Raw genomic sequence first — 5,983 nt, 5'->3', positions numbered from 1 at the left:
TCAGAATAATGCTCATAGCGTTTGTCTTCATTACGCGAAATTGCACGAAGTATAATACTCTCAAACCATTTAGGAATATTTGCATTATATTTACTTGGTTTTTGGGCCTCTTTAAAAGAGGGATTTGTAAATGGTTCTATCTCCCCATAAGGGTATTTTTTAGTAAGTGCCAAATAGAGAGTTACCCCAATAGAAAAAATCTCACTTGTTTCACTAATGGCTTCGCCTTGAAACCTCTGAGGAGAGAGAAAACTTGGTGTTCCTGCTTTTGAACTTGTGGAAAAAACTTCTGTAATATTGCCAAAGTCTATAATTTTAAACACCAGATTTTCATCTTCATCTTTTACAACCATAATATTGTCTGGTTTTATATCTCCATGAACTAAATCTCGTTTAATGAGGTATTGCGCCATTTGAAGAAGGGTTTTAGAAAGTTTAATGGCATCATCAACACTTAACTGGTGCTTTTTAAGATACGCCTCTAGGCTCTCTCCTTGTATATATTGTAAAACATAGTAACGCATTGTTCTATTTTTTGGAATTACGGCTTTTGGAAAACAGTCTGCTTTGAGGCGTTTTGCATTCCATGCTTCTTTGACAAAAAGGTCTATGAGCGTAGAATCGTCTGTTGCTTCAATTGGAGGAAATTTTAAGATGTAGCGTTTTGTTTTTTTCTTACATAGCCACGTTCTTTGGTTTTGGATAAGTGATTTTTCTAGCATATATCCGTCAATAACTTCACCCTCTTTAAGCGTTTGAGGAATAAGCAGCTCTTGCTTACGAAGTATCTCTTTTTCATCAACTTTTAAAACTTCTAATACAGCAGCCGTCGTATCATCAGGCAGATTATCTTCTTTGATTGTGCTTGCTTTTTTTACAAGGCTTGTAGCAGAACCCACAGAGAGTTGTTTTTCTATCTGCTCTTTATCTAAAACATTATAGAGTCCATCACTACAAAGAAGAATTTTATCTCTCTCTTTAATGGTGTTTTCAAAGTAGTAAATCTCTACCTCTTTATCTATACCTATGGCTTGGGTTAGAACATTTTCATATCCCTCTTCATCCATTGCATGGTCGTAAGAGATTTGATTGAGTTTTTCATCTCTATAAATATAAACTCGGCTGTCTCCGACATTTGCACCATAGAGACGACTGCCAGCTATGACGACAATGGTGAGCGTGGTGACAAGCTCGCTGCGTTCATAATTTACTTGTGATTCTTGATAAAGAATAGAGTTGATAGATTTTATAAAAGTTGTGATTGATTTTTCAATACTCCAACTTTTTGGGCGTATTTTAAAATTATTAAGCAGGTACTCTGTTGTTCTTTGTGCCGCCTCTGCACCATGATCGGCACTACCGACACCATCACAAACGATACCTACGGTAATGTTTCCCATGGTTTTTACAGCATAAAAGTCATCACCTGTAAGTTCTTTGCCCTTTGCAAGTGAAAAGCCAGAAGTTTTTATGTTTGATGATGGCACCATTTTATCCTTTTAGAGTGCTATAAATTCTGTAAGTTCAGAGAAAACAACGGCTCGCTTCTCTTCAGACTCTAACATTTTAAAGAGCATATTTGCAATATTTTCATCAATATCTGGCTTGATTTTACGCACATCTTTAAGCTTTTCTCTTCTGTTCTCATTTGTAAATCTACTATAAGCAGTGTATGCTTCCTCTTTTGTAAATTGGTAGTAGAGTTTACGACCAAGTTCAAAAAGTTCAAACTCTTCATTCTTACCAGTCTTTTGTACTGCGTTTATATTTAACTCTAAGGCTATATTCTTTGCGCGTAAATAGGCTTGTAATTTCATATAAAAACCAATATATGCAGGAGAATATTGTAACAAAATTCTCTCATTAAATTGTTCAAATGATTCTTGTGGATTTCTAAGCTTTTTATACTCTAAAACAATACTTTCAACATAAAAACGGGCAAATCTTAGAGGCGTTGATTTGAGAACTGTATAGCCATTTTTCCCCTCGCTGACGATTTTACCACCAAGAGTAATATGGACACCATCCTCTGTTTTACCATCAACTTTTGCTTTACATCCTTCAAAACCAATGTCGGCTATTTCATGTGTACCACACCCTTTGACACATGCAGACCAGTAGAGACGCACTCTACCATTTTCAAGAGGCACCGCGTTTGTAAGATACTCCGACATTGCAATAGCATCACGCTTATTTTCAATAACACCAAAACTACAATGCTCAGTTCCGGCACAGGCAATAAGATTGTTAAAATAGGGCGAATTTACATTTTTATACTCTTGAAAAAAGTCATTTTCAAGAAGCGTTTGTGTCTCTTTTACTCCAAGAATATAGAGGTTTTGCTCAACACTAAAACGCAGCTCACCATTTCCAAATGCTTCACTAAGTTCAGCTACGCGAAGTAGGGCAGTTCCACTAAATATTCCTGATGGAACAACAACCTGAATGGCAAAAGTACCATCTTTGAGTTGGACTTTACCATGCTGCGTGTCATGTGCATTTGTTGTTGTAAGTGTATCTCCAGCGGATGCAAAATCAACTCCTGCATTTTCACGAATGGCAGCAGTGATTGTTTGCATTCCTACAGCATCTATAAGAAAATGGAGTCTATTTTTATTACGATTATCTCTAAAACCATATTTTTTAAATATTTCAATAAGTGCATCGTACGCAAGAAGAACTTCACTCTCACTAGCTAAGAACATATCTGCATTTTTTGCTATCATTCCTACACGACCGCCAAGATACAAATTGTATCCATAATAGCCATTTTTTTGTGCAAGAACAAAACAACAGTCATGTCCAAAAACATTACATCTATTTGCCATTGAACCTGTAACGGCAGTGTTAAATTTTCTAGGCAGTGTTGAAATCCATTCAGGATTAAAAAGAAATTTTTCTTGAATTTTTTCTAAAAGAGAAAATGATGGAAGAATATTATCAAAGCCAAGTTTATCAAGTGGGTCTGTAACAATATTTCTAAAGTTATCTACGCCAGTTTGGTAAGCATTAAGCCCTACATCTTTAAGTTCTTGTAAGATGGCAGGCATATCTTCTATGTTTAGGTAGCGAAATTCAACCTGCGCACGAGTTGTGATGTCGATGTAGTCTTGCCCATAATTTTTAGCGATATTTCCAAGAGTTTTTGCTTGTGCTGCGTTTAGATGTCCACCAGAAATTCTGACACGCATCATAAACTGTTTTGGAGTAAGCCCATCTTTGTCATAAATACCAAAACATTTTAAAAAGTACTTTTTATCTTCATCAGGAATTGAGTCATATCCCTCTTTTGCGTACTTTTGTATTGCATTAAAGGCTTCGGCAGGGTTTTTTAAATCCTTTACCTTTTCAACCTTATTTACTTTTTTACTTCGTGCTAATTTAGCTTCTTCTAAAGTCATTACTCTTCTTTCCTTTTATATTCTTCCACCAGCAGCAACACCCCAAGTAGTTCTCCATCTTGTTTTTACAAAACTAAGACCTGCGATAGCTACAAGAACAACAGCTGCAAAAATTAAAAATCCTTCTGTATATCCGTTAAATGCACCCTTAGACCATCCAAGTGTTTTTATAAGTGCCGTACCACCAAGACCACCAGCACAGCCAACTAATCCTGTCATTATACCAATATCTTTTCCAAATCTTTGAGGTACAAGTTGGAAAACTGCACCATTTGCCATACCAAGGTTTGCCATGATTAAGAACAGAACTAAAATAGATACATAAAACGGTAATTGAACTAATGCCGTAAGAGCAACAAACCCTGCAACTGCACCATAAAAAAAGTAAAGTGCTTTTACTCCACCAATTTTATCTGCAATGTTTCCACCAACAGGACGAAGAACAGCACCTGCAAAAATAGTAATAGCACCAAAATAACCAGCAATAACTTTTACATTTGGTTCGTTAAGATACTCCATACCAAACGCAGACATATCTGCTTGATAAGTGTTCATGAGATAAACTTTCATATACCCAGCAAAACCAACGAAACCCCCAAAACTTACTGCATAGAAGAGGTTAAACCACCAAGTATCTTTATCGCCTAAAAGTTTGAGGTAATCTTTTACTTTTTTAGGTCTTGGTGTATAAATCTCTTTTGGCGCATCTTTTGCTAAGAAAAGATAAGCAACAAATACAATGATAGCCATAGCAGCACCAACACCAAATACAGAGTACCAACCCCAGTACTGAGCAATTTTTGGAGCGAAGATGAAGTCAAGCACAACACCAATGTTTCCAGCACCTGCAATACCTAAAACAACACCTTGAAGTTTTGGTGGGTACCATTGACCAGCTTGTGGAAGTGCAACTGCAAACGAAGCCCCTGCAAACCCGAGTCCGAGTGCGACTACAAGTAAAATGTTATATGTAATTTTGTCACCCATAAAAAAAGCTGTTAAAAGAGAAGCAATAACAATGGCTTGAGAGATAAGTGCAGTCTTCTTTGCACCGATTTTATCAACACTAAATCCAAGAACAATTCTTAAAATAGCACCTGAGAGAATAGGAAGTGAAAGTAGGGTTGCTTTTTGCCCTGCTGTCATGATAAAGCCTGTTTTAGCCAGTGCTTCAGCTATCTCTGTTGAAAGTGGCCCGAGCATTGTCCAGACCATAAAACTCATATCGAAATATAAAAACGCCATAAAAAGGGTCGGGAAGTGTCCTTCTCCTTTTAGTGCTTTAAAGTTTGCCATATGTGTATTTCTCCTAGTAATTTTATGGTGTAATTATAATAGATAAAATAAGCAGATGGAATAGTTTATTGATTAAAAATTAACCATACTTAAAAAATCGTATGATTAAAAAATATACAACTAGCAGTATAATAAGTAATTTTTCTTGATATATATCAATTTTTTTCATTATGTGATTTCATATAATTTCACAAATTTATAGAAGGATAGCGAAATGACGTTTACAAACTCTGCTGAGTTATTGTCTTTTCACTGGGTTGCTTACTCCATATATTCTGCAATGATTATTTCCGTTGTTGCATGGTTTGGATATAACCTTACGAGAAAAGATGCTAAATCAGTTTTTAGAATACCATTTTATTGGTATATGGCCTTTTTAGTTGCGGGTGGTGTGGGGCACCATATTTTTACCTATAATACTATTCCGTGGGTATCGCAGGATATTGACAGACATAACATTAAACCAGATGCAAAATATGAATTTGAAATTCAAAATCATAAATGGATAGGACTTCCTAAACAGATAGTCATTCAATGTGGTCAAACGGTTGAGTTTGATGTGCATAGTAGAGACTTGGTATATGGTTTTGGACTTTTTCGTCAAGATGGTTCTATGGTAATGCAGATGCAGGTAAATCCGGGAACAGATGTGAACGGCATTCTTGATTCAAATGATATTCTTTGGACATTTAACCATAATGGTGTTTTTGATTTGACATCGACAGAATACTCTGGACCAAAACAGTATAGTGAAGATGGAAAAGATTTGATGGCGGTAAAAGACTTGGTAAAAGTTGTAGGGTGTAAAGATAATGGAGGTATCCAATGAGTTATATGAATAAATTGATAAATGGTACAAATTTTGACCATAAAGGTTTAAACGCTCTGCAAAAGGTTACGCTTCGTGCTGTAGTTATGGCATTTTTATTCTATGGTTTGGTTGCTATTGAGGGAATGATAATGAGAATGGTAGAAGTTGGGCACGTACCACTTAACCCTATTCCAGCGCAATTTTTTCATCCTGAGCACTTTTTCTCTATTATGACTGTGCATCCTATTGTAGGTATTTTTGGTTCTACATACCAACTTGTTTTTGGTGCTTTTACATTTTTGGTACCATATCTTACAAAGAAACCTCTTTACAGCATTAAACTAGCCAACATTACTTGGATGCTTATTACCGGAGGAACTGCATTAGCTTGGATAGCTGCGTTTGTTTGGTCTTATGCACCGCTTTACACACTTTACTGGCCACTTCCTGCTGACACGCATCAGTTTAAAGTTAT

Annotated in this window: 5 protein-coding genes; 2 read left to right on the top strand and 3 right to left on the bottom strand. The window is 36.1% G+C overall.

Translation table 11 applies throughout. The features are described from left to right. The 3 genes from MVY38_RS00450 to MVY38_RS00440 all read right to left on the bottom strand — a co-directional run. Positions 1–1,487, bottom strand: a 1,487-nt coding sequence (locus tag MVY38_RS00450; protein ID WP_297482207.1) for a bifunctional protein-serine/threonine kinase/phosphatase, incomplete at its 3' end; no start/stop codon positions are given. A 12-nt stretch (positions 1,488–1,499) separates the two neighbouring features. Beyond that, positions 1,500–3,401, bottom strand: a complete 1,902-nt coding sequence (locus tag MVY38_RS00445) for a ferredoxin--nitrite reductase (protein ID WP_297482204.1) — start codon at positions 3,399–3,401, stop codon at positions 1,500–1,502. Positions 3,402–3,416: 15 nt separating this feature from the next. After that, complete coding sequence (locus MVY38_RS00440; RefSeq protein WP_297482202.1) at positions 3,417–4,697, bottom strand: nitrate/nitrite transporter; 1,281 nt, start codon at positions 4,695–4,697, stop codon at positions 3,417–3,419. Positions 4,698–4,911: 214 nt separating this feature from the next. On the opposite strand from MVY38_RS00440, the gene MVY38_RS00435 reads away from it, so the two are divergent. Both MVY38_RS00435 and MVY38_RS00430 read left to right on the top strand, forming a co-directional pair. After that, a complete protein-coding gene (locus MVY38_RS00435; protein ID WP_297482198.1) occupies positions 4,912–5,526 on the top strand; it encodes a hypothetical protein in 615 nt (204 codons plus the stop codon). After that, positions 5,523–5,983 (top strand): cbb3-type cytochrome c oxidase subunit I (locus MVY38_RS00430; RefSeq protein ID WP_297482195.1); only part of this gene is annotated, 461 nt, incomplete at its 3' end. The genes MVY38_RS00435 and MVY38_RS00430, both read left to right, overlap by 4 nt.

Source organism: Sulfurimonas sp. (assembly GCF_027056685.1).
In the GTDB taxonomy this organism is placed as follows: domain Bacteria; phylum Campylobacterota; class Campylobacteria; order Campylobacterales; family Sulfurimonadaceae; genus Sulfurimonas.
The sequence above is the reverse complement of the archived record's forward strand: the minus strand, read 5'-3'. Positions and strand labels throughout refer to the sequence as shown.

Excerpts from the sequence above, each read along its gene's own strand:
- MVY38_RS00445 (WP_297482204.1), bottom strand. The coding sequence starts at position 3,401 with ATGACTTTAGAAGAAGCTAAATTAGCACGAAGTAAAAAAGTAAATAAG.
- MVY38_RS00440 (WP_297482202.1), bottom strand. The coding sequence starts at position 4,697 with ATGGCAAACTTTAAAGCACTAAAAGGAGAAGGACACTTCCCGACCCTT.
- MVY38_RS00435 (WP_297482198.1), top strand. The coding sequence starts at position 4,912 with ATGACGTTTACAAACTCTGCTGAGTTATTGTCTTTTCACTGGGTTGCT.